The sequence below is a fragment of the Streptomyces albiaxialis genome (assembly GCF_039530985.1).
Taxonomy (GTDB): Bacteria; Actinomycetota; Actinomycetes; order Streptomycetales; family Streptomycetaceae; genus Streptomyces; species Streptomyces albiaxialis.
This window is the reverse complement of record NZ_BAAAPE010000001.1, coordinates 212313-233678: the sequence shown is the minus strand read 5'-3', so window position 1 is coordinate 233678 and position 21366 is coordinate 212313. Positions and strand designations below refer to the sequence as shown.

General features: G+C 72.8%; 19 protein-coding genes. 12 read left to right on the top strand and 7 right to left on the bottom strand.

Annotation, left to right across the window (positions count from 1 at the left end; all coding sequences use genetic code 11):
* Nucleotide 1 precedes the first annotated feature (1 nt).
* Both ABD343_RS01035 and ABD343_RS01030 read right to left on the bottom strand, forming a co-directional pair.
* Nucleotides 2–661: a response regulator gene (locus tag ABD343_RS01035; protein ID WP_344522939.1), complete on the bottom strand. Its 660-nt coding sequence runs from the start codon at nucleotides 659–661 to the stop codon at nucleotides 2–4.
* The gene (locus tag ABD343_RS01030; RefSeq protein ID WP_344522937.1) at nucleotides 658–1914 is read right to left on the bottom strand and encodes a sensor histidine kinase; all 1257 of its coding nucleotides are present in this window, start codon (nucleotides 1912–1914) and stop codon (nucleotides 658–660) included. The genes ABD343_RS01035 and ABD343_RS01030 overlap by 4 nt, the downstream gene beginning before the upstream one ends.
* A gap of 209 nt (nucleotides 1915–2123) precedes the next feature.
* On the opposite strand from ABD343_RS01030, the gene ABD343_RS01025 reads away from it, so the two are divergent.
* Both ABD343_RS01025 and ABD343_RS01020 read left to right on the top strand, forming a co-directional pair.
* Nucleotides 2124–2684 carry a GlcG/HbpS family heme-binding protein gene (locus ABD343_RS01025; RefSeq protein WP_344522935.1) on the top strand — a complete coding sequence of 187 codons (561 nt, stop codon included), beginning with the start codon at nucleotides 2124–2126 and terminating at the stop codon, nucleotides 2682–2684.
* A gap of 187 nt (nucleotides 2685–2871) precedes the next feature.
* Nucleotides 2872–3585 (top strand): ankyrin repeat domain-containing protein, encoded by a 714-nt coding sequence (locus ABD343_RS01020; protein ID WP_425578094.1) that lies wholly within the window; start codon nucleotides 2872–2874, stop codon nucleotides 3583–3585.
* Between the two features lie 91 nt (nucleotides 3586–3676).
* Here ABD343_RS01020 and ABD343_RS01015 read toward each other — a convergent pair whose 3' ends face one another.
* Nucleotides 3677–4168: a GNAT family N-acetyltransferase gene (locus ABD343_RS01015; protein ID WP_344522933.1), complete on the bottom strand. Its 492-nt coding sequence runs from the start codon at nucleotides 4166–4168 to the stop codon at nucleotides 3677–3679.
* A gap of 140 nt (nucleotides 4169–4308) precedes the next feature.
* Here ABD343_RS01015 and ABD343_RS01010 point away from each other — a divergent pair, with 140 nt between their 5' ends.
* The 4 genes from ABD343_RS01010 (at nucleotide 4309) to ABD343_RS00995 (ending at nucleotide 8215) form a co-directional block, all read left to right on the top strand.
* Entirely contained in the window at nucleotides 4309–5112 is an 804-nt protein-coding gene (locus ABD343_RS01010) for an exodeoxyribonuclease III (protein WP_344522931.1), read from the top strand.
* Between the two features lie 180 nt (nucleotides 5113–5292).
* On the top strand, nucleotides 5293–6063 hold the full coding sequence (locus ABD343_RS01005; protein WP_344522929.1) for an alpha/beta fold hydrolase: 771 nt from the start codon (nucleotides 5293–5295) through the stop codon (nucleotides 6061–6063).
* A gap of 9 nt (nucleotides 6064–6072) precedes the next feature.
* Nucleotides 6073–7365, top strand: coding sequence for a cytochrome P450 (locus tag ABD343_RS01000; RefSeq protein ID WP_344522927.1), 1293 nt, complete (start codon nucleotides 6073–6075; stop codon nucleotides 7363–7365).
* A 193-nt stretch (nucleotides 7366–7558) separates the two neighbouring features.
* The gene (locus tag ABD343_RS00995) at nucleotides 7559–8215 is read left to right on the top strand and encodes an AfsR/SARP family transcriptional regulator (protein WP_344522925.1); all 657 of its coding nucleotides are present in this window, start codon (nucleotides 7559–7561) and stop codon (nucleotides 8213–8215) included.
* Here the strand turns inward: ABD343_RS00995 and ABD343_RS00990 are convergent.
* On the bottom strand, nucleotides 8212–8904 hold the full coding sequence (locus tag ABD343_RS00990; protein ID WP_425578093.1) for a MerR family transcriptional regulator: 693 nt from the start codon (nucleotides 8902–8904) through the stop codon (nucleotides 8212–8214). The genes ABD343_RS00995 and ABD343_RS00990 overlap by 4 nt on opposite strands.
* Before the next feature lie 490 nt (nucleotides 8905–9394).
* Here ABD343_RS00990 and ABD343_RS00985 point away from each other — a divergent pair, with 490 nt between their 5' ends.
* From ABD343_RS00985 to ABD343_RS00975, 3 genes are read left to right on the top strand one after another with little or no spacing between them, the layout of a single operon-like run.
* A complete protein-coding gene (locus ABD343_RS00985) occupies nucleotides 9395–11101 on the top strand; it encodes a flavin-containing monooxygenase (RefSeq protein ID WP_344522921.1) in 1707 nt (568 codons plus the stop codon).
* Nucleotides 11098–12078: an alpha/beta fold hydrolase gene (locus tag ABD343_RS00980; RefSeq protein WP_344522919.1), complete on the top strand. Its 981-nt coding sequence runs from the start codon at nucleotides 11098–11100 to the stop codon at nucleotides 12076–12078. Before ABD343_RS00985 ends, ABD343_RS00980 begins: the two co-directional genes overlap by 4 nt.
* The gene (locus ABD343_RS00975) at nucleotides 12075–12965 is read left to right on the top strand and encodes an SDR family oxidoreductase (RefSeq protein WP_344522917.1); all 891 of its coding nucleotides are present in this window, start codon (nucleotides 12075–12077) and stop codon (nucleotides 12963–12965) included. The genes ABD343_RS00980 and ABD343_RS00975 overlap by 4 nt, the downstream gene beginning before the upstream one ends.
* A gap of 142 nt (nucleotides 12966–13107) precedes the next feature.
* Here the strand turns inward: ABD343_RS00975 and ABD343_RS00970 are convergent, their stop codons facing one another.
* Together ABD343_RS00970 and ABD343_RS00965 are read right to left on the bottom strand one after the other, a co-directional pair.
* Nucleotides 13108–13290: a hypothetical protein gene (locus tag ABD343_RS00970; RefSeq protein ID WP_344522915.1), complete on the bottom strand. Its 183-nt coding sequence runs from the start codon at nucleotides 13288–13290 to the stop codon at nucleotides 13108–13110.
* 66 nt (nucleotides 13291–13356) lie between these two features.
* On the bottom strand, nucleotides 13357–16656 hold the full coding sequence (locus ABD343_RS00965) for a S41 family peptidase (protein ID WP_344522913.1): 3300 nt from the start codon (nucleotides 16654–16656) through the stop codon (nucleotides 13357–13359).
* Nucleotides 16657–16856: 200 nt separating this feature from the next.
* On the opposite strand from ABD343_RS00965, the gene ABD343_RS00960 reads away from it, so the two are divergent.
* Entirely contained in the window at nucleotides 16857–19118 is a 2262-nt protein-coding gene (locus ABD343_RS00960; RefSeq protein ID WP_344522911.1) for an MMPL family transporter, read from the top strand.
* Nucleotides 19119–19292: 174 nt separating this feature from the next.
* Here ABD343_RS00960 and ABD343_RS00955 read toward each other — a convergent pair whose 3' ends face one another.
* The gene (locus ABD343_RS00955; RefSeq protein ID WP_344522909.1) at nucleotides 19293–19706 is read right to left on the bottom strand and encodes an SsgA family sporulation/cell division regulator; all 414 of its coding nucleotides are present in this window, start codon (nucleotides 19704–19706) and stop codon (nucleotides 19293–19295) included.
* Between the two features lie 200 nt (nucleotides 19707–19906).
* Here ABD343_RS00955 and ABD343_RS00950 point away from each other — a divergent pair, with 200 nt between their 5' ends.
* The gene (locus ABD343_RS00950; RefSeq protein ID WP_344522907.1) at nucleotides 19907–20191 is read left to right on the top strand and encodes a hypothetical protein; all 285 of its coding nucleotides are present in this window, start codon (nucleotides 19907–19909) and stop codon (nucleotides 20189–20191) included.
* 73 nt (nucleotides 20192–20264) lie between these two features.
* Nucleotides 20265–21362, top strand: a complete 1098-nt coding sequence (locus tag ABD343_RS00945) for an energy-coupling factor ABC transporter permease (protein WP_344522905.1) — start codon at nucleotides 20265–20267, stop codon at nucleotides 21360–21362.
* Nucleotides 21363–21366 lie beyond the last annotated feature (4 nt).

The window sequence follows — 21366 nt, the reverse complement described above, 5'->3', positions numbered from 1 at the left end:
TCTAGGACAGCAGGCGCTGCTCCTTGGCGACGGCGACCGCGCCGGCCCGGGTGTCGACGCCGAGCTTGTCGTAGATCCGGCCCAGGTGCGTCTTGACCGTGGCCTCGCTGATGAACAGGGCACGGGCGATCTCCCGGTTGCCCAGCCCGCGCGCGAGCTGGCCCAGGATGTCCAGCTCGCGGCCCGTCAGCGCGGGCCGCGGGTCGCGCATCCGGGCCATCACCCGGTGCGCCACGGGCGGCGACAGTGCCGTACGGCCCTCCGCCGCCGCGTGGATCGCCGAGAACAGCTCGTCGGGGCGCTCGGCCTTCAGCAGATAGCCGATCGCGCCCGCCTCGATGGCACGGGTGATGTCGGCGTCCGTGTCGTACGTGGTCAGCACCAGGACGCGCGGTACGGCGCCCTCGCCGCCGGTGCCCTCCTCCGCCTGTCCGAGGATGCGCCGGGTGGCCTCCACGCCGTCGATCCCGGCGCCGAGCTGGAGGTCCATCAGGACCACGTCGGGGCGCAGGCTCGCCGCCATGGCGACGGCCTCCTCGCCGCTTCCCGCCTCCCCGGCGACCTCGACGCCGGGGGCGCTGCCGAGCAGGGCGCGCAGCCCGGCCCGTACGACGGCGTGGTCGTCGCACAGCAGCAGCCGTACGGGACGCTGATCGGTCATGACGCGGGCTCCCAGGGGATCGCGGCGGACAGGACGGTGCCCTCGCCGGGCGCGGACTCCACCGTCAGCGTGCCCCCGAACTGCCGGACACGCGCACGCATGGCGGGCAGCCCGTGGCCGCGGGACGCTCCGGAGGGTGCCGCCGAAGGGTCGAAGCCCGCGCCGTCGTCGGCCACGTCCAGCACGACCTGGTCGCCCAGGAAGCTGAGGGTCAGCCCGGCAGCCGTGGCGCCCGCGTGCTCCCGCACGTTCGCCAGCGCCCCCTGGGCGACACGCAGCAGCGCCGCCCGCACGCCGTCCGGGAGCGGCACGGGGGCGCCCTCCAGGTGGAACCGGACCTCCGGGCCTCCCTGGGCCCGCTCGCGGGCCGCCAGCTCCCTCAGGGCGGCGTCCAGCGGGGTGCCGCCCGCCAGCTCGGCGGGCGCGAGGTCGTGGACGAAGCGGCGGGCCTCGGCGAGGTTCCGCGCCGCCGTCTCCTCGGCCGTACGGACGTGGGCGCGCGCCGAGCCGGGGTCGGTGTCCCAGGTGCGGTCGGCCGCCTGGAGCAGCATCTGCTGACTGGACAGGCCCTGCGCGAGGGTGTCGTGGATCTCCATCGCGAGCCGCTGCCGCTCGGCCAGGGTGCCTTCGCGCCGTTCCGTGGCGGCCAGTTCGCGACGGGTGCGCAGCAGGTCGTCGATGAGGGCGCGCTGCCGAGCTGTCTGGCGCTCCATATAGACGAAGATCGCGGTGGCCAGCGCCGCGACGGCGGGCGGGGCCAGCACCAGGTTCGGGTCGAACTTCTCGGCGAGCTGGAGCTGCGCCACGACCACCAGGGCCGTCAGCAGCGCCACGAGCGGAACGGCCGCACGGGCCGGAAGGGTGCGCAGACCCGTGTAGATCAGCGGAACGGCGCACCAGGCGAAGCTGGGCGCCAGAAGCACCAGCACGACCCAGGTCGCCACGACGCCCCCGAGCCGGCACCGGTGCCGCACGGACGCCCTCCGAGGGGCCTCCGCGCCCCCGCGGGGGCTGCGGGTGCTGCCGGGGCTCCCTGGGCCGAGGGCCGGGCCCAGCACGTAGAACAGGGCGAGGGCGACGCTCAGCGCGATGACCCAGGGCGTGCGGGGCTGCCCCGGATGGTTGAGCAGGTACCGGAAGAGCGAGGCGCCGAGCAGCAGGAAGAACGCCGCGTGGATGACGGGGGCGAGCCAGCGCGCGTCGGGGTCGCCGGAAGGCTCGCCGGTCGTCGTCTCGCCGTTTTCGCTGTGCACACAGCAGTCCTAGCCCGGGCGGAGCGGCCCGCGCATCAGCCGATCGGTTGACCCGCCAGTCAGCCGTTCCGCGACCCGACGGCAGCCGGTACGCCGACCCTCCTGGGCCTTTTCCCTCCCGACGATGGAGTCACGGATCGGAAAGCACGACCCGCACCCCGAAGGGCCCACGCCCAATGGGCACGACCCACACTCCCAAGGAGCACCCCATGCGGAACACCCACAAGATCGCCGGTATCGCCGTCGGCGCCGTCGCCCTCGCGGGGCTGGGCACCTTCGGCGCCGTCTCGGCGACCGCCTCGCCCTCGTCCTCGCAGGCCGCCCCGGCCGCCGCCCAGGCCAAGGGCAACGTCGGCGGCAAGGACGTGACGACCTCCACCCACCTGTCCGTCGACGCGGCCACCAAGGCGGCCGAGGCCACCCTGGACGCCGCCGAGAAGGACGGCCAGAAGGTCTCCGTCGCGGTCGTCGACCGCAACGGCAACACGATCGTCACCCTGCGCGGCGACGGCGCGGGCCCGCAGTCCTACGAGTCCGCGGAGAAGAAGGGCTACACCGCCGTCTCCTGGAACGCGCCCACCTCCGAGCTGGTCAAGCGGCTCGACAAGGCCCCGACCCTGAAGGACATCCCCGGCACCCTCTTCCTGGCGGGCGGCGCTCCTGTCCAGGCCAAGGGCGCGCCCATAGCGGGCATCGGCGTCGCGGGCGCCCCCAGCGGCGACCTGGACGAGAAGTTCGCGCAGGCGGGAGTCGCCGCGCTCGACCGCTGACGCGGAAGCCGCGCGCCAAGGGCCGACAGGTACGGCTGGCACGGCAGGTACGCCAAGGACCGGCAGCAACGGCAAGGAACGGCCAGGCGCGGCAAGGAACGGCAAGGAACCGAGGAAGGAAGGGCAGGTGAGGGCGGTGAGATCCTGGCGGATCATGGCACCCGTGAGAAGGGCCCTGGGGCTGATGCTGGCCGGGACCCTGTGCGCGGCGGCGCTCGCGGCCTGCACGACTCAGGGCGGGAGCGGCTCCGGGAAGCCGAAGCGCTCCGCGTCCACCGGGACACCGTCGGCGTCGTCGGCGTCCCCGTCCCCGGGCGCCGACGACGCCCTCCTGAGGGCGGCCGAGGACGGCGACGCCGAGGGCGTACGGAAGGCCGTCAAGGCGGGCGCCGACCTGGAGACCCGCGACGACAAGGGCCGTACGCCCCTGCTGCTGGCCTCCCTCGGCGATCATGTCGAGGCCGCGCGCGTGCTCGTACGGGAGGGCGCCGACCCCGACGCGCAGGACGAGCGCCGCGACAGCGCGTGGCTCGTCACGGGGGTCACGGGCAGCGCCGCCATGGCGCGCGTCCTGATCCCCGGGGGCCCGGACTACGGCGTCACCAACCGGTACGGCGGCACCTCGCTCATCCCGGCCGGCGAGCGGGGCCATGTCGCGTACGTCCGGGAGGTGCTGCGCAGTACCGACATCAAGGTGAACCACGTCAACAGGCTCGGCTGGACCGCCCTGTTGGAGGCGGTGATCCTCGGTGACGGCGGGACCGACCACCAGAAGGTCGTCGCCCTGCTGCTCGACGCCGGGGCCGACCGCGATCTGGCGGACAAGGACGGCGTGACGCCCCTGCAGCACGCGGAACGGCGCGGCTACGGGGAGATCGCACAGCTCCTCCGGAAGAACTGAAGCGCCGGAAACCGGCGGCCCAGGAAGGTGCGGCCCTCAACCGGGAAGGTGCGGCCTCTTTAAGAGGCCGCACCTTCCCGCTTGGCGTGGTTCAGCTCTTGCGCAGTGGCTTGACGAAGCAGCGGCTCTCGTCGTGGAAGCGGTAGTGGCCGAACTTCTCTTCTGCCGGTATGTACCCGGAGGACCCGTAGAGGGCGATCGCCTCGGGCTGCTCGATGCCGGTCTCCAGCACCATCCGGGAGCGCCCGGCCTGCCGCGCGTCCTCCTCCAGGGCGGCCAGTATCCGGCGGGCCAGCCCGAGGCCGCGGGCCTCGCGTACGACGAACATCCGCTTCAGTTCGGCGTCGCCGTCCGCGTAGTTCTCCTCGTCCGCGTCCATCGCGCGCCAGCCGCCCGTCGCCAGCGGCCTGCTGGCGTCGTCATAGGCGAGGAGGTACAGGCCGCGCGGCGGCGCGAACATCGACGGATCGAGCGGAGTGGCGTCGCCCTCCGGATCGCCGTACCGGGCGGCGTACTCCTGGAGCACGATGTCGTTGAGCTTCATCGCGTCGGGGTGGTCGAAAGGGACGGGAACGATCCGCATGCCTGGAATCGTAAGTGGCTCCTGAGGCGTTGCGGCGGCCGTGCGTGTGAGGTCCGGCACACCACGGGCCCTCCCGGCGCGCACCGTTCCTCCGCGTAAGCTGCTGGACCGAGCGCGACCCGGAGCAAGCGGAGCAAACTGTGATCAAGGTGACGACGGTCAACGTCAACGGGCTGCGGGCAGCCGCCAAGAAGGGCTATGCGGAGTGGCTGGCGGCCACCGACGCGGACGTGGTGTGCCTCCAGGAGGTACGCGCCGAGCCGCACCAGCTCCCCGACGCCATCCGTGAGCCGGAGGGCTGGCACGCCGTCTGGGCGCCCGCAGCGGCCAAGGGGCGCGCGGGTGTGGCACTGCTCACACGGAGCGAGCCCACGCGGGTCCGGGTGGGCTTCGGCACGGCCGAGTTCGAGGAGTCCGGGCGGTACGTGGAGGCCGAGCTGCCGGGTGTGACCGTCGCCAGCCTCTACCTCCCCTCCGGCGAGGTCGGCACGGAGCGGCAGGACGAGAAGGAGCGGTTCATGGCCGCTTTCCTGCCGTATCTGCGGGAGCTGCGCGAGAAGGCGGCGGCCGACGGGCGCGAGGTCGTCGTCTGCGGCGACTGGAACATCGCGCACCAGGAGGCCGACCTGAAGAACTGGCGCGCGAACCGCAAGAACGCCGGTTTCCTGCCCGAGGAGCGCGCCTGGCTCTCCCAGGTCTTCGACCCGGCCGACGGCGGCTACACGGACGTCGTGCGGGCCCTGCACCCCGATGTGGCCGGGCCGTACTCGTGGTGGTCGTACAGGGGCCGCGCCTTCGACAACGATTCGGGCTGGAGGATCGACTACTGCGTCGCCACCCCGGGGCTCGCCGCGAAGGCCGTCGAGGCGCGTGTGGAGCGCGCCGCGAGCCACGACGAGCGCTGGAGCGACCACGCGCCCGTCACGGCGGTCTTCGACCACTGAGGGACCCACGGGGACCCGCTGGGGGATCCCCAGGGATACAGGGACCCACTGAGGATCCACTGAGGCCTTCGCCGGCTCTTCCGGGGCCTGCGGGCATGGGGTCTTGCGGGGCCTGGGGTGGCGGCGCCACTGTGGGGCTCGCGCGGGGCAAGGGAGCCCCGCACGCTGGGGAGGTGGCCCATGGCTCCGCTCGTACTGCCGCACAGCCGCGTCGGCGAGGGACCGCACCATGTGATCGCCGTGCACGGCTGGTTCGCGGACCGCGGTGCCTACGAGGGAATACTGCGCGCCGTGGACCGCGAGTCGTTCAGCTACGCGATCCCGGATCTGCGCGGCTACGGCGAGGTGCGGGACGCCGAGGGCGAGTTCACCACCGCCGAGGCGGCGGCCGACCTGCTCGCCCTGGCCGACGCGCTCCAGTGGGACCGTTTCTCCCTGGTCGGGCACTCCATGGGCGGCAAGGTCGCCCAGCGCGTGCTGGCCCTCGCGCCCGGAAGGGTGCGCAGGATCGTCGGGGTCTCACCGGTGCCCGCCGGGGCGCTCCAGTTCAGCGAGGAGGCGCGCGACCTGTTCGCGCACGCCGACGAGCGCCCGGGGAACCGCAGGGCCATCATCGACTTCACCACCGGCGGCCGCCATCCCGACGCCTGGCTCGACGCGATGGTGCGTACGTCCCAGGAGGTCAGCGACCAGAAGGCGTTCCGTGCCTGGTTCTCCTCCTGGGCGGACGAGGACTTCCGTGAGCAGATCGAGGGCGCGGAGCTGCCCGTACGGGTGGTGGTCGGCGCGCACGACCCGGAGCTGAACGCCGACGCGATGCGCGCCACCTGGCTCGCCTGGTACCCGAACGCGGACATGGTCGAGCTGCCGGGCGCGGGCCACTACCCGGCGGACGAGACCCCGCTCGAACTCGTCCGCGCGGTCGAGGACTTCCTGCGCGCGGACGGCTGAGGGACCCCGGTGCGCGCGGCCGTTCCCGACGTGTTCGACCCGCGCCGGTACGCGGCGGGGATCCCGCACGGCGATTTCCGCCTCCTGCGCGACGAGCACCCCGTGGCCTGGCAGGAGGAGCACGCGGTACTCGGCTGGCCCGAGGGGCCCGGCTTCTGGGCGGTGACCCGGCACGCGGACGTGCTGCGGGTGCTGCGCTCCCCGGACGAGTTCTCCTCTCACGAGGGTGCCACGCAGATCCGTGACCCCGACCCGGAGGACCTGCCGTTCATCCGGCGGATGATGCTCAACCAGGACCCGCCCGCCCACAACAGGCTGCGCACACTGGTCAGCCGCGCGTTCACCCCGCGCCGCGTGGAACGGTTCGAGGCGGACGTACGGGCGCGGGCGCGGCGGCTGCTGGCGACGGCCCGGGACGAGGCCCGCGAGCGGGGGAGCTGCGACGTCGTGGGCGCCGTCACCGACGACTACGCGCTGCTCAACCTGTCCGACCTGCTGGGCGTGCCGCCCGGCGACCGGGGGCTGCTGCTCAAATGGACCGAGCGGATCATCGGTTACCAGGACCCCGAGCAGGCCGTCACCGTTCTCGGCCCGGACGGCCGCCCCGCCAATCCGCGTTCCCCGGCCATGCTGGGCGAGATGTTCGCCTATGCACGCGCCCTGGCCGCCCATAAGCGCGACCATCCGGCGGACGACGTGATGACGGCCCTGGCGACGGAACTGACCGGTGCCGAACTGGAGATGTTCTTCTTCCTGCTGACCGTCGCGGGAAACGACACCGTACGCAGCGCCGCCCCCGGCGGTCTCCTCGCCCTGGCCGACCATCCGTCCGCCCAGCGCGAGCTGCGCGGACGCGTGGGGGCGGGCGACACCCCGGCCGTCCGGCGCGCGGTCGAGGAACTGCTGCGCTGGCACACTCCAGTACTCACCTTCCGCCGTACGGCCGTAAGGGACACCGAACTGGCCGGACAGCGCGTCCGCGCGGGCGAGAAGGTCGTCGTCTTCCACGCCTCGGCCGACTTCGACGAACGCGTCTTTCATGAACCGCACCGGATAAACCTCGCCCGCGACCCCAATCCCCACCTGGCCTTCGGCGAGGGCCCCCACGTCTGCCTGGGCGCCCACTTCGCCCGCCTCCAGCTCCGCGTCCTCCACGAGGAAGCGGCCCGGACCCTCCCGCCGTACGCCCGCGTCCCGGGCCCGGAGGGCGAGGTCCGGCGGCTGGTCTCGAACTTCATCCACGGGGTGAAGAGGCTGCCCCTGCGCCTGGCCGAGGGGGCGGAGGGCGCAGCGGAGAGGTGACGCGACACCGACGCCGACACCGACGCCGACGTCGGCACCGGCGTCCGTTCCGGCCCGCCATGCGCCTCCCGCGCGCAACGGTGCGCCTCTTCTCGCTCCCCCTCGGTGCGGCGCCAAAGTGAGAGGTACGCCGCACAGATGTGCGGGATCTGTGGGTGCGGCAGGGAGAATCGCAACCCTGTAGGGGGCGACGATGGACCTTCTCGCGCTCGGCCCGCTGGAACTCTGGGACCAGGGGCGGCAGTTCGACCTCGGCCCCGTGAAGCAGCGCCGTGTCCTCGCCGCCCTGCTCCACGCGCGGGGCGAACCGGTCCCCGTCGAGACCCTCGTGGCCCGTGTCTGGAGCACGCCCCGGCGCCCCGTGGACCCCGAGGCGCCCCTCCAGGGCTACGTCGCCCGGCTGCGCTCCGTCCTGTACGAGGCGGGAGGCGGCCGTCTCGGCATCGACCGGCCGTCCCATGGCTGCTACCGGCTCCGGTTCGACCCCGAGGACGTCGATCTTCTGCGCTTCCAGCGGCTGCGCCGGGAGGCGGCGGCCGCCGCGGAACGGGGCGACCGCCAACTGGCCGTCGGCAAGCTGCACACCGCCGAGAACGAGTGGTCGGGCGAACCGCTGACGGAGTTCACCTGCGACTGGGCGAGGGCGCTGCGTGCCCGGCTGCGGGAGGAGCGGCGGCGGGCCCAGCGGGAGCGGCTCTTCCTGGAGATGGAGATGGGCCGCCATGCCGCCGTCCTCGGCGAGCTTCACGAGCTGGCCGCCCGGCGCCCTTCCGACTCCCTCGCCCCGCTCGACCAGCGGAGCATCCGGCTGCTGCTCCTCGCCATGTACCGATCGGGGAAGGCCCGCTAGGGCGTCCCCTCCCCGCCCTCTCCCCGCAGCCACTCCTCCAGTTCCGCGCGTACGCGGCGGTCCAGGGCCAGGCCCAGTTCGGCTTCGACCACGGCCTTGGAGAGGGGGCCGACGCGTTCCAGGAGGTCGGTCACGGCGGCGGGGTCCGTCGTGTCGACGCGGGGGAGGAGGTGGGAGCGGAAGAGGCGGGCGAAGGTGGCGGCGATGGTGTCGGTCTGGGAACGCAGCTCACGGCCCGCGGCGAGGACGTCGGCCAGCGGGATGCCCTTGTCGACCAGTTGGGCGGAGGCTTCGAGGAGGCGGCGGCTGGCGTGGACGAAGCCGTCGCCCTCGACGGCGACGTAGCCGATGTCGAGGGACGCGGCGAGGTTCTCCGCGGTGATCTCCTCGTCGCCGAAGTAGGCGGCCAGTTCCTCGGGGGTGAGGCGGACCGGGGTCTCCTCCGAGAACGGGGTGGTGAAGGACGAGTCGAGGCCCAGGAGTTCGGCGGCGGCGCGGTCGTCGCGGCCCTTCTCGAACGCCGTCATCAGGTCGGCGATGCCGCCCAGCGTGTGGCCCCGTGCGAGGAGGGCCGTGATGGTGCGCAGGCGGGCGAGGTGGTGGTCGTCGTACCAGGCGATACGGCCCTCGCGGCGGGGCGGTGGGAGGAGTTTGCGCTCGCGGTAGAAGCGCAGGGTGCGGGGGGTGATGCCCGCGGCCTCCGCGAGTTCGGACGCCCGGTACTCGCGCGGGCCGCCGACCGCCGCGGTCCCGGTGCCGCCGACCGCCGCGGTCCCGGTGCCGCCGACCGCCGCGGTCCCGGTGCCGCCGACCGCCGCGGTCCCGGTGCCGCCGACCGCCGCGGTCCCGGTGCCGGCTCCGTTCCCGGCGTCGGCCCCAGGCTCGACGCCCGATCCCGTCCCGGATTCGGGCGCCGTCCCGGTCCCCGTTCCCGTCCCGGCTCCGGCCCTGACCCCCGCCGCGTCCGTTCCGTCCGCGCTCTCTGTGCTGGGTTGCTCGTTCGCGCTCGCCACGTGCTCAGCCTATGTCTCCCGGCGCACGGGCCCCGGGGGTGCGACCGGCGGTAACTTTCCTCGGCGCGACCCCTACCCATCAGTATGCCGCTGCCCTACTCTCCCGATAGTGCCAGTGATTACTGGCACGGTTCGGACGGGTTCGGAATCTCGCGGGAGGCGGCGTATGGCGGCCGGGAGTGTGGTCAAGGAGAGCGAGGAGCGGAACGGACGCGCGCTGCCCTCGCACGTACGGGTGGCGGTGGTCGGCTCCGGGTTCGGCGGGCTCGGCGCGGCCGTACGGCTGCGGCGCGCGGGTGTGAGCGACTTCGTGATCCTGGAGCGGCGGGAGGCCATCGGCGGGACCTGGCACGACAACACCTATCCCGGGTGTGCCTGCGACATCCCGTCGCACCTCTACTCGTTCTCGTTCGCGCCCAATCCGCACTGGCCGAGGTCGTACGCGCCGCAGAACGAGATCCGGGAGTACCTGGAGGGCGTGACCGACACCTTCGGGCTGCGCCAGCATCTGCACCTCCGTACCGAGGTCCAGCAGATGATGTGGGACGCCGAGGAGCTGCACTGGCGGGTCGAGACCTCGCGCGGCAGCCTCACCGCCGACGTCGTCGTCTCGGCGACCGGGCCGCTGTCGGCGCCGAAGACGCCGGACATCCCCGGGCTCGACACCTTCGAGGGCAAGGTCGTGCACTCGGCGACCTGGGACCACGACTACGACCTGCGGGGCAAGCGCGTCGCCGTGATCGGCACGGGTGCCTCGGCGATCCAGATCGTTCCCGCGATCCAGCCCGTCGTGGACCGCCTCACCGTCTTCCAGCGCACCCCGGCCTGGGTGATCCCGCGGGGTGACCGGCGCATCACCGGCTTCGAGCGCCGGCTGCACAGCAAGCTGCCGAGCACCCAGAAGCTGCGCCGGTTCGCACTGTGGGGCGCGCTGGAGATGGGAACGCAGGTCTACGCGAACCACCCCAAACTGCTCGCCGGGCTGGAGAAGCTGGCCACCGCGCACATGAAGCGCGCCGTCAAGGACCCCGAGCTGCGCCGCAAGCTCACCCCCGACTACCGGATCGGCTGCAAGCGCACGCTGGTGTCCGACGACTACTATCCGGCGCTCGCACAGCCCAACACCGACCTCGTCGACTCGGGCCTCAAGGAGATCCGCGGCAACACCCTCGTCGCCGCCGACGGGCGCGAGGTCGAGGTCGACGCGATCGTCTTCTGCAGCGGCTTCTACGTCTCCGACATGCCCGTCGCCGAGTACGTGAAGGGCACGGACGGGGAGACGCTCGCGGAGTCCTGGGCCGAGGACGGGATGAACGCGCTGCGCGGCACGGCCACCACCGGGTTCCCCAACTTCCTGTTCGTCATAGGCCCCAACACGGGGCTCGGCAGCAGCTCGATGATCCTGATCATCGAGGCCCAGCTCAACTACATCGTCGACTACGTCCGCAAGCTCGACACCCTCGGCGGCGGAGCCCCCGGCGACAAGGTCGCGCTCGACGTCCGGCCGATCGCGCAGCACCGCTACAACACCCGGCTGCGCGAACGTATCAAGGGCAGCGTCTGGCAGACCGGCTGCACGAGCTGGTACCTCGACGCCGAGGGCCGCCCCGTCGCGGTCTGGCCCGGGACGACGGGCGAGTTCCGGAAGATCACCCGCGAGGTCTGGCTGGAGGAGTACGAGGTGCTGCGGGCCGCGCCCCGGAACGGTCAGGGGCCGTCCGGCCGGCGCCGCAAGGCGCCCCTGCTCGCGGGGAGCACCAGCCGCGCCACCGCCACCGCTACCGCCGCCTCCACGGCCACCACCAGCACCAGCACCAGCACCAGTACGAGCGCCGTCCAGGCCGCCGACGCACCGGAGGGGAACGACCGATGAGCGCCAGGACGACAGGACCCGCGCGCCGCGCCGGCCTCACCGGGGCGTACGCCCCGCCCGCGCCCGACCGCGAACTCGTCGCCCGCTCCGGCGACGGCATCCGCTTCCCCGTCGAGGTCTACGGCCGCGACGACGCGCCTGCCGTCGTGCTCACGCACGGCTGGACCTGCAACACGCACTTCTGGGCGCCCGTCATCCGCGACCTGACCGCGAGCGGATACCGCGTCGTCGCGTACGACCAGCGCGGCCACGGCCGCAGCCCGGCGGCCCGTACCCCCAAGGCGTACAGCACCGCCATGCTCGCCGACGACCTGTGCGCCGTGCTCGACGCGGCGCTGGAGCCGGGCGAACGGGCGGTGATCGGCGGCCACTCCATGGGCGGCATGACGATCATGGCCGCGGCGGACCGGCCGCAACTGCGCGAGCGCGCCGCCGCGTTGCTGCTGTGCAGCACCGGGGCACAGCACCTGACGGCCGAGGCCCGGGTGATCCCGCTGCGCTCCGCGCGGCTGCGTACGGCCGCGCACCGGCTGCTGCTCGGCGCCAAGGCCCCGCTGGGCCCGGTCACGCCGCTCAGCCGCAAGGCCCTCGCGTACGGCACGCTCGGGCGCCGTCCCCGCAAGGAGACGGCCGAGGCGACGGCGCGGATCGTGCAGGCCTGCCCCACCGCCGTCCGCGCGGCATGGGGCGGGGTGCTCGCCGAGCTGGACGTCGCGGTCAAGGTGCCGCGGCTGGACGCGCCTACCGCCGTGATCATCGGCACGCACGACCGGCTCACGCCCGTCGGCCACGCCCGGCAGCTCGCGGCGATGCTGCCGCACTGCACCGGTCTGCACGAGCTGCCGGGGCGCGGCCACATGACGCCGCTGGAGGAACCGGGCGCGGTCAGCGCGGTACTCGCCGAACTGGTACGCGACCACCTCGCGCCCGTCCAGAAGAACGCGGCCCGGTCCGAGAAGGCGGAGGAGATCGCATGAGCAGGGTGAGCCTGGAGGGACAGGTCGCGGTCATCACGGGCGCCGCGCGCGGCGTCGGGGAGCTGCTGGCCCGCAAGATGGCCGCGCGGGGCGCGAGGATCGCGCTCGTGGGGCTGGAGCCCGAGGCGCTCCGGCGGGTCGGCGAGCGGCTCGACACCGACTCCGCCCACTGGCACGCGGACGTCACCGACCATGTGGCGATGGGACGGGTGGCGCGCGAGGTCAAGGAGCGGTTCGGGAAGGTCGACATCGTCGTGGCCAACGCGGGCGTCGCGGCGGGCGGCCCGTTCATGGACTCCGACCCCGTCTCCTGGCGCCGCGTGATCGAGGTGAACCTGATCGGGGGCGCGGTCACGGGCCGCGCCTTCCTGCCCGTACTGGCCGAGTCGCGCGGCTACTTCCTCCAGATCGCCTCGCTCGCGGCGATCACGCCCGCGCCGATGATGTCCGCGTACTGCGCGTCGAAGTCCGGCGTCGAGGCGTTCGCGCACAGCCTGCGCGCCGAGGTCGCGTACAAGGGCGTGCGGGTCGGCGTCGGCTATCTGAGCTGGACCGACACCGACATGGTGCGCGGCGCGGACGCGGACGACCTGATGCGGGACGTGCGCAGCCGGCTGCCGTGGCCGACGAACAAGACGTACCCGCTGGGTCCGGCCGTCGACCGGATCGTGGACGGCGTCGAACGGCGCGCGGCGCACGTGTACGCGCAGTGGTGGCTGCGCGGCATGCAGGGCGTACGCGGCTATCTGCCGATGATCCTCGGAGGCCCCTTCGCCCAGCGCGAGATGAAGCGCGCGGGCACCCTCATCGAGGAGGCGGGCGGCGTCCCGAACGGCCTGATGGGCGCCGGAGGCGCGGCGGACGAGAAGGAGCGCGCGAACCACTGAGCCGCGCGTACGGAGCGCGTACGCAGAGGGAAGGCAGAGAGAGGCAGAGAGAAGAGGGACCCGGCCCGTGGTGGGCGGGTCCCTCTTCGTGGGTGGCGCATGGGTGGCGCCTGGGCGGCGTGCGTGAGGAGAGCGGGGAGGGTCAGCGGTTCTCCCACTTGTCCTTCGCGGTGTCCGTCGCGTCCTGGGCCTTGTCCTTCATGTCGCCGCCCTCGCCCTGGTCGCGGGACTTCTCGTCGCCGCCGCCCTTGGAGTCGCCCATCTTCTCCTTGGCCTTGTTCTGGAGGTCCTTGGCCTTGTCCTTGAACTGGTCGCCGATGCCCATCGTCACTCCTCGCGTTGTGTACTGGGGGCGCTCACCAGCGTCGCATAATTGGACAAAGGTCGCATTTTATGCCCCCGAGCGGGGCGGCAGCGGCGGTCTGCTGCGGTCGGGGACGCGGCTGTAGTCGGGCGGGGCGCTCGCCGGATGGCGTTCCAGCAGGTCGAGGGCGACCGTGACCGCCGTGTCGAGGACCGCGTGCCGCCCCTCGGCCCAGTCCAGCGGCGTGCGCAGGGCCTCGATGTCGGGCTCGACGCCGTGGTTCTCGACCGACCAGCCCAGGCCGCCGCCGAACCACGCCGCGTTCATCGGCACCGTGATCACCGTGCCGTCGCCCAGCCGGTGCCGTCCCGTCATGCCGACGACGCCGCCCCAGGTGCGGGTCCCCACCACCGGGCCCCTGCCCAGCAGGCGGAAGGCGGCGGTGATCATGTCGCCGTCCGAGGACGTCATCTCGTCCGCCACCGCCACGACCGGGCCGCGCGGCGCGTTGCTCGTGTACGAGACGGGCTGCGCGTTGCGCGTCAGGTCCCAGCCCAGGATGGTGCGGGTCAGCTTCTCCAGGACCAGCTCGCTGATGTGGCCGCCCGCGTTGCCCCGTACGTCCACGATCAGGGCCGGGCGTGAGACCTCCATCCGCAGGTCGCGGTTGAACTGGGCCCAGCCCGAGCCGCCCATGTCGGGGATGTGCAGATAGCCGCACTTGCCGCCGCTCAGCTCGCGGACCACCTCGCGGCGCCGGGCCACCCAGTCCTGGTAGCGCAGGGGACGCTCGTCGATCAGCGGGACGACCGCGACGCGGCGCGGGCCCGCCTGGCGCAGCGACAGCTCGACCGTCGTGCCGCCCGCCGCCGAGAGCAGCGGCGCGGGGCCCTGGACCGGGTCGACGGGCCGGGCGTCGATGTGCGTGAGCACCGCCCCCTCGCGCACGGGCGCGCCCGCGAGCGGCGAACGGGCGCGGGAGTCGGAGGAGTTGCCCGGCAGGATGCGGGCGATGCGCCACTCGCCCTGCGGGGTCCGTACGAGGTTGGCGCCCAGCAGGCCGATCGGGCGCTGGTAGTGCGGCGGGCCCTCGTCGCGCCGCGCGGGGCTGACGTAGGCGTGCGAGGTGCCCAGCTCGCCCAGCACCTCGCGCAGCAGGTCGGCGAACTCGTCGGGGGAGGCGACCCGTTCGACCAGCGGCCGGTACTGGTCGAGGACCGCGTCCCAGTCGATGCCGCTCATGCCCGGGTCCCAGAAGTACGCCCGGATCAGCCGCCCCGCCTCGTCGTACGCCTGCCGCCACTCGGCGGCCGGGTCCACGTCGTGCAGGACGCGGCGCAGGTCGATGTACGTGGTCGAGTCGGCGTCCGGCGTCTCGTTCGCGGGGATCACGCGCAGCTCGCCCTCGTCGTTGACGACGATCCGCGAGCCGTCGCCGCTGAGCGCGAACCAGTCGATGTCGCTGGTCAGTTCGGTCCGCCGGGCCTTGACGAGGTCGAAGTGCTCCAGGGTGGGGCGCCCGGAGGTGTCGGCCGGGTTCACGAAGGTCTCGCCGAGCGCGCCGGAGATCGGGAAGCGCAGCCAGATCAGCCCGCCGCCGCTCACCGGGTACAGCGCGCTGTACTTCGAGGCCGTCACCGGGAACGGCGTCACCCGGCTCGCCAGCCCCTCCGCCTCCACCAGCACCGTCCCCTCGTCCTCGCCCTCGCCCTCGCCGTCCGGCGGATCGGGCTGCGGGTCGAGACCGCCCGCGGCGGGGCGGCCCTCGGGGGTGAGCGCGAACGGGGAGAGCGTCGCGGAGGAGAGCGGCACGAGGTACGGGCGGCAGCCGAGCGGGAACGAGAGGTCGCCGGTGTGCACGTCGTACACCGGGTCGAAGCCGCGCCAGGAGAGGAACGCGAGGAAGCGGCCGTCGCGGGTGAAGACCGGCTGCTCGTCCTCGAAGCGGCCGTCCGTCACATCGAGGATCGTGGCCGCCTCCGCCACCTTGGCGATCTTGATCTGGGAGAGCGAGCGGCCGACCCCGGGGTGCGCCCACGCCAGCCACCGGGAGTCGGGCGAGAACGCGAGGTCGTGCACGGGACCGTTGAGGGAGCGGATCAGCTCGGTGACGTCCGGGTCCGGCGCGTCCGGCGTGCCGGGGGAGGCCTCCGGGTCCGGGACGCGGACCAGCAGCAGGCGGCCGTCGTGCGAGGCCACCGCCAGCGTGCCGCCGTCGGGGGAGGACACCAGCTCCAGGGCGCGGCCCAGGCGCCCGGAGGCCAGCCGGAGCGGGGGGCGCGGCGCGGAGGCGCGGGGGAGATCGGCGATCTCGATCGCGTCCTCGCCGTCCGCGTCCGTGACGTACGCGATACGGCCCGTATCGCCCAGCATCTCCGGGAGCCGCACCCGTACGCCCGGCTCGTCGGCGATGGCGCGCGCCGGGCCGTCACGGTGCGTGAGCCAGTACAGGCTGCCGCGCACGCACACGGCGCTCGCGCGGCCCGTGGGGTCCACGGCGAGCGAGTCGAGATGGTCGGCGGCCGGGACCTGGTACGGGCGGCGCCCGGCGCGGGGGCCGCCGAGCCGGACGTCGATCCGCCGGGGCTTCGCGCGGTGCGAGAAGTCGTCCACGAGCCACAGCTCGCCCGCGCACTGGTAGATCACCCGCCGCCCGTCGGTGGACGCGTGGCGGGCGTAGAACGCGTCGTGGTCGGTGTGGCGGCGCAGGTCGGAGCCGTCGGGCAGGCAGGAGTACAGATTGCCCACGCCCTCGTGGTCGGAGAGGAACGCGATGCGGCCGCCCACGAACATCGCGCAGTCCAGGTGCCCTTCGAGATCCGGCAGCAGCCGCTCGCCGTGCAGCCACAGGCGGCCCATCGCGCCGCCCCGGTACCGCTTCCAGGACGCGGGCTCGTGCGGCGGCGTGCCGGTGAGCAGCAACGTGCGCCGCTCGCCGTCCTGTTCGGCGACGGCGATGTCGGAGACGGGCCCCCAGGGCAGCTTGCTGCCCGGACCGCCGGTGCCGGTGGCGGCGTCGACGGGGACGCGGTAGGCCCACGAGTAGTACGAGAAGGGCTGGCCGTGCGAGGCCACGGCGAGCACGTCGCCCTCCGGTGTCCAGCCGCAGACGCGGGTGTCGGCCGCGCCCCAGTGGGTGATCCGCTCGGCGGGGCCGCCCTCGACGGGGGCCAGATAGATCTCGGGATCCAGGCTGCGCCAGTTCGCGAAGGCGATCCGCCGGCCGTCCGGGGAGAAACGGGGATGGCTGATCCGGGTCCGGTCCACCGTCAGCCGCCAGGCACGCCCGGGTCGCAGCGGTGCGATCCACAGGTCGTCCTCGGCGGCGAAGCAGATGAGATCGCCGTGGAGATGGGGGTATCGGAGATAGGCGCCTTCGTCGGTCACCTATCCCATGGTTCGGGGGGAATTGAGGCGCGGCAAGTTGTGACGTACCCCTCAATCCGCGGGATGGCTCATCCTTTGCCTGCGAGTGGGCGTCGTTTGACATGAGCTGTCATTCCAGCGGTACCCGCGTCTGCGCGTGTACCGGGGGAATCCCCGATCCCGCAGTCCCCGTCCGCATCGAGACCCGGAGAACCTCTCTCGTGGCCACCTTCCTGTACAAACTCGGCAGGTTCGCCTTCCGGCGCCGCCGCTTCGTCGCCCTGGTGTGGGTGGCGTTGCTCGTCGCCGCCGGAGTGGGCGCGTCCACCGCATCGACCCCGCCAGAAGACGACTTCGCTCTTCCCGGCACCGAGGCGCAGAAGGCGTTCGACGTGCTGGAGGACCGCTTCCCCGACTCGAACGCCGAGGGCGCACAGGCCCGCATGGTCTTCCGCGCGCCCACCGGCGAGAAGATCACGGCCACCGACAACAGGGAGGCCGTCGAGGAGGCCGTCAACGCCCTGAAGGGCGGACAGGCCGCCAACGTCTCGGACCCGTTCGCCAAGGACAGCGGGGCCATCAGCAAGGACGGGAGCATCGCCTACGCCTCGGCGGTCTACAAGGTCCCGTCCACCGACATCACCGACGCGACCCGGGACAAGATCGAGGCCGCGGCGGAGTCGGCCCGTAAGGCCGGGCTGACCGCCGAGACCGGCGGCGACGCGCTGATGACCATGCCCGACATGGGCAACGGCGAGATCATCGGCATCGCCATCGCCGCGATCGTGCTGATATTGACGTTCGGCTCGCTCGTCGCGGCGGGACTTCCGCTGATCACGGCGTTGATAGGCGTCGGAATCGGCATCTCGTCGATCACCGCGCTGGCCGCTCCCCTCAACCTCTCCGCCGACACCACCACCCTCGCGATGATGATCGGCCTCGCGGTCGGCATCGACTACGCGCTGTTCATCGCTTCCCGCTACCGCGCCGAGCTGACCGAGGGCCGCAGCCGCGAGGAGGCCGTGGGACGGGCCGTCGGTACGGCCGGATCGGCGGTGGTCTTCGCCGGCCTGACGGTCGTGATCGCGCTGGTCGGCCTGGCGGTGGTCAACATCCCGGTCCTGACCAGGATGGGCATGGCAGCCGCCGGAACGGTCGTCATCGCCGTCCTCGTCGCACTCACGCTGGTCCCGGCCGCGCTCGGCATGGTCGGCAAGCGGATCTTCGGCCGCAAGGTGCGCAAGGCCTACCCCGAGACCGGTGTCCCGCCGGCCGCGACGGCCGAGGGCCAGAAGCCCAAGGCGGGCGCCCGCTGGGCGGCCTTCGTGCTGCGCCGCCCGGTGATGGTCCTGGTCACGGCGGTGCTGGGGCTCGGCGTGCTGGCCATTCCGGTCGGCAGTATGCAGCTCGGCTTCCCCGACGAGGGCAACGAGCCGACGGACACCACCCAGCGCAAGGCGTACGACCTGCTGTCGGACGGCTTCGGCGCCGGGTTCAACGGCCCGCTGATGCTCGTCGGCGACCTGCGCGACAGCGACAACCCGCAGAAGGCCGCGGAGGACATCCGCAAGCGCGTCGCCAAGGTCGACGGCGTCGTCGCGGTCACGCCCGTCACGCCGCAGTCCTTCAACAAGAGCAAGGACACCGTGATGCTCACGGCTGTCCCGAAGACCGGCCCGAGCGACTCGAAGACCGAGGACGTCGTCCGCTCGATCCGCGACCAGCAGGGCGCGATCGACAAGGCGACGGGCGCCTCGCTGCTCGTCACCGGCTCGACCGCGGTGACGATCGACTTCTCGCAGGTGATGAACGACGCGCTGGTGCCGTATCTGGCGCTGGTGGTCGGCCTGGCGTTCCTGCTGCTGATGCTCGTCTTCCGCTCGATCCTGGTGCCGCTGAAGGCCGCGCTGGGCTTCCTGCTCTCCGTGCTGGCCGCGCTCGGCGCCGTCGTCGCGGTCTTCCAGTGGGGCTGGGCCGCCAGCCTCATCGGGGTGGAACAGACCGGCCCGATCATGAGCATGATGCCGATCTTCATGATCGGCGTGATCTTCGGCCTGGCGATGGACTACGAGGTCTTCCTCGTGACGCGGATGCGCGAGGCCTACGTCCACGGCGAGGGCCCCGGCGAGGCGATCATCTCCGGCTTCCGGCTGAGCGCCCGGGTCGTGTCCGCCGCGGCCGTCATCATGATCAGCGTCTTCGCGGGCTTCATCGGGGCCTCGGCCGCGATGATCAAGATGATGGGCTTCGGGCTCGCCATCGCGGTCCTCTTCGACGCGATCGTCGTACGGATGGCGATCGTGCCGGCCGTGCTCGCGCTGCTGGGCCGCCGTGCCTGGTGGCTGCCGAAGTGGCTGGACCGGATCCTGCCCAACGTCGACGTCGAGGGCGAGAAGCTGCGGCACCACCTGGAGGACGGCGCCGGTGCGGGGCAGACCGCGCCGATACCGGCCCAGCGGAGTCCTGAGCGCACCGGAGTCTGACGGGCGTCGGACTCCGGGTCCGGCGGGGATCGTAGTGAGGCCGCCGATCACCTTCGGGTGGTCGGCGGCCTCGTGCCGTCCGTGGGGCTGGGTACGGGGTGCCCCTTGCCGTGCGTCGCAGGATGCAGGTGCCGTCGTGGTCGCTCGCGCAGTTCCCCGCGCCCCTTTGGGGTGCTACACGTTCCGGAGGAGCGCTTCCAGGGTCTCGTCCAGGTCCAGGTGGGTGCGCTCGCTTCCGGCCGGGACCGCGTCGTACGCGCAGCGCAGGAAGCCCCACAGGTCCGCGCAGCGGAACTCCAGGACGGCCACGCCCTCCCCGGCGTGCAGCTCGATCACCGTGCGCTCCAGGCCGCAGGGCCACACATGGACGTCGCCCTCGCCCGCCGGGCCCCGCAGGCCCGCGTCGAGGAGGTCGCGCGAGAAGGTCCAGGCGACCTCGTCGCCGTCGAGGGAGATGTCGGACGGGAACACGATGTGCACGGCGAGCGGATCGGCCCCGTCGTAGCGGAGAGTCGCTGCGAGAGACCGGGTCGCTGGCGGCCTGGTGATGAGTTGGGCCTGCACGGTGTGCTCGATGACCTGTGACACGTCTGCTCCCTCTGAGTCGGGGACACCTGGGCCGCTTGGTTCCGGGTTGCCCCTTCGTCTAGTCAGACGCGCAGCGCGGCTGGTCAGTCACCCACTGGGCCGGGTGAGCTGTACCACAGCATCGGAAACTGTGACTCCTGCCACTCACAAATCGGGCGTTACCCGCCTAAGCTGTCTTACGACTGTCACGGGAGCCTCAGATGACTACCGAGTCCGAACCGAAGGCCGCGGCCGACGAGCCGCACGTACCGCACGTACCGCCCGTACGGGACGCCGACGGGCACGGCGACAGGGGCGACGGGCGTCACGCGCGTGACCCGCGTGACCCGCGTGACCCGCGTGACCCGCGTGACCCGCGTGACCCGCGTGACCTGCGTACGGAGAGCGACGCCCGGGACGCGCACAAGGGGCCCGGGGAACGTGGGAGGCGGAGGGGCGCGATCGTCGTCGGCCCGCTCCGGTTCGAGCGCCTTTCCTACCGCTGACGCACTCTTGCAAACGGTTTGCAGGTAGCCCATATTTTCCACAGGCCGCCTGCCGACCGAGCGGAGTGCCGTCATGCATGTTCCCGACGGATTCATCGACGCGCCGACCTCTGTCGCCACCGGAGTCGTCGCCGCGGGAGCTGTCGCCGCCTCGCTCAGAGGTTCCCGCCGCGAGCTGGGCGGCGCCGAGCGCACGGCCCCCCTCGCCGGGCTCGTCGCCGCCTTCATCTTCGCGGTCCAGATGCTCAATTTCCCCGTCGCCGCCGGGACCAGCGGCCATCTCCTCGGCGGAGCCCTCGCCGCGGTCCTCGTCGGGCCGTACACGGGCGTGCTCTGCGTCTCCGTCGTCCTGCTCCTCCAGGCGGTGCTCTTCGCCGACGGCGGCCTGACGGCCCTGGGCGTGAACATCCTCGACATGGGCGTGGTGACCGTCCTCGTCGCCTACGGCCTCTTCCGGCTGCTCGTGCGCCTCCTGCCGCGCGGCCGGGGCGCCGTCACCGCCTCGGCGTTCGTCGCCGCGCTCGTCTCCGTGCCCGCCGCCGCCGTCGCCTTCTGGGGGCTCTACGCGGTGGGCGGCACCGCCGACGTCCCGCTCGGCAAGGTCTTCGCGGCGATGGTCGGCGTGCATGTGCTGATCGGCCTCGGAGAAGCGGCGATCACGGCCCTGACGGTGGGTGCCGTGATCGCCGTCCGCCCCGATCTCGTGCACGCCGCGCGCGACCGCCTCGCCGCCCCCCTGGTGCTGCGGCCGTCCCCGGTCACGGGCGAGCCCACCCGCGAGCAGCCCGTACCGGAGGAGGCCCCGGCCCCCGCGCGTACGGGCGTACGGACGCGGCGGCTGTGGCTCGCGGGCCTCGCCGTCGCCCTCGTCTGCGCGGGCGGCCTCAGCTTCTACGCCTCGGCCGACCCCGACGGCCTGGAGAAGGTCGCCGCGGACAACGGGATCGACGAGAAGGAGAAGGAGCACTCCGCGAAGGACTCGCCCCTCGCCGACTACGGGGTGGAGGACATCGCGAACGCCCGCCTCTCCGGCGGCCTCGCGGGCGTCATCGGCGTCGGCGCGACCCTGGCCGTCGGCTCGGGTGTCTTCGTCGTCCTCCGCCGCCGCCGTACGGAGCGGGGCCAGGACCGTCCGGCGGAGTCCGGGGCCCCGCAGAGCTCCGAGCGCTGAGGCC

Bases quoted from the DNA above. Each gene is read 5' to 3' on its own strand.
- ABD343_RS00985 (WP_344522921.1), top strand. From the start codon at position 9,395: ATGGCGGCCGGGAGTGTGGTCAAGGAGAGCGAGGAGCGGAACGGACGC.
- ABD343_RS00995 (WP_344522925.1), top strand. From the start codon at position 7,559: ATGGACCTTCTCGCGCTCGGCCCGCTGGAACTCTGGGACCAGGGGCGG.
- ABD343_RS01015 (WP_344522933.1), bottom strand. From the start codon at position 4,168: ATGCGGATCGTTCCCGTCCCTTTCGACCACCCCGACGCGATGAAGCTC.
- ABD343_RS00950 (WP_344522907.1), top strand. From the start codon at position 19,907: ATGACTACCGAGTCCGAACCGAAGGCCGCGGCCGACGAGCCGCACGTA.
- ABD343_RS01025 (WP_344522935.1), top strand. From the start codon at position 2,124: ATGCGGAACACCCACAAGATCGCCGGTATCGCCGTCGGCGCCGTCGCC.
- ABD343_RS00980 (WP_344522919.1), top strand. From the start codon at position 11,098: ATGAGCGCCAGGACGACAGGACCCGCGCGCCGCGCCGGCCTCACCGGG.
- ABD343_RS00970 (WP_344522915.1), bottom strand. From the start codon at position 13,290: ATGGGCATCGGCGACCAGTTCAAGGACAAGGCCAAGGACCTCCAGAAC.
- ABD343_RS00975 (WP_344522917.1), top strand. From the start codon at position 12,075: ATGAGCAGGGTGAGCCTGGAGGGACAGGTCGCGGTCATCACGGGCGCC.
- ABD343_RS00945 (WP_344522905.1), top strand. From the start codon at position 20,265: ATGCATGTTCCCGACGGATTCATCGACGCGCCGACCTCTGTCGCCACC.
- ABD343_RS01035 (WP_344522939.1), bottom strand. From the start codon at position 661: ATGACCGATCAGCGTCCCGTACGGCTGCTGCTGTGCGACGACCACGCC.
- ABD343_RS01005 (WP_344522929.1), top strand. From the start codon at position 5,293: ATGGCTCCGCTCGTACTGCCGCACAGCCGCGTCGGCGAGGGACCGCAC.